The following is a 490-nucleotide window of genomic DNA, read 5'->3' on the forward strand; positions in this document are numbered from 1 at the left end:
GCGTGGCTCGTCTTGTCGCGATAGCCGACCACATACACGCCGGGCTCCCGCACGCGGCTGAAGTCGAAGGTCAGGTAATCGTAGCGCAGGAAATTGCCCCAGCGCTCGGGCGCGCCGCTCAGCACTTCCTCCCGCCCCTCCTCCGTCAGCCGATAGAGCCGGACCGGATCGTCGCCGGTGTCGGCCGGATCGCGCTCGATCACCACCTTCTTGGGCTGGGCGGGCGCGTAGCCGACCTGCGACACCTGGATGACGGGCTCGTACGTCCAGCCCTCGATCACGTTGGGCGTCACCACCCATTCGACGGCATTGGCGGTGGCGCCCGCGGGCACGATGCCGCGCACGATGAACCAGGCGTTGTTGTGATTGGCGCGACCGTCGATCAGCTGCAGCTCGCCGGAACGGGACTCGATGCGGATGCGCTGCGCGTCCTCCTCCGGCGCCACGATCAGCGTGCGGCCGGTCGCGAGCGGCGCGGCGATCATCTGGT

Annotated in this window: 1 protein-coding gene; it reads right to left on the reverse strand. The window is 68.8% G+C overall.

All coding sequences use genetic code 11. The features are described from left to right. Positions 1-490 (reverse strand): cellulase N-terminal Ig-like domain-containing protein (locus tag AC2JF9_RS08555; RefSeq protein WP_500726921.1); only part of this gene is annotated, 490 nt, incomplete at both ends.

The sequence above is a fragment of the Lactobacillus sp. C449L genome, assembly GCF_059900815.1.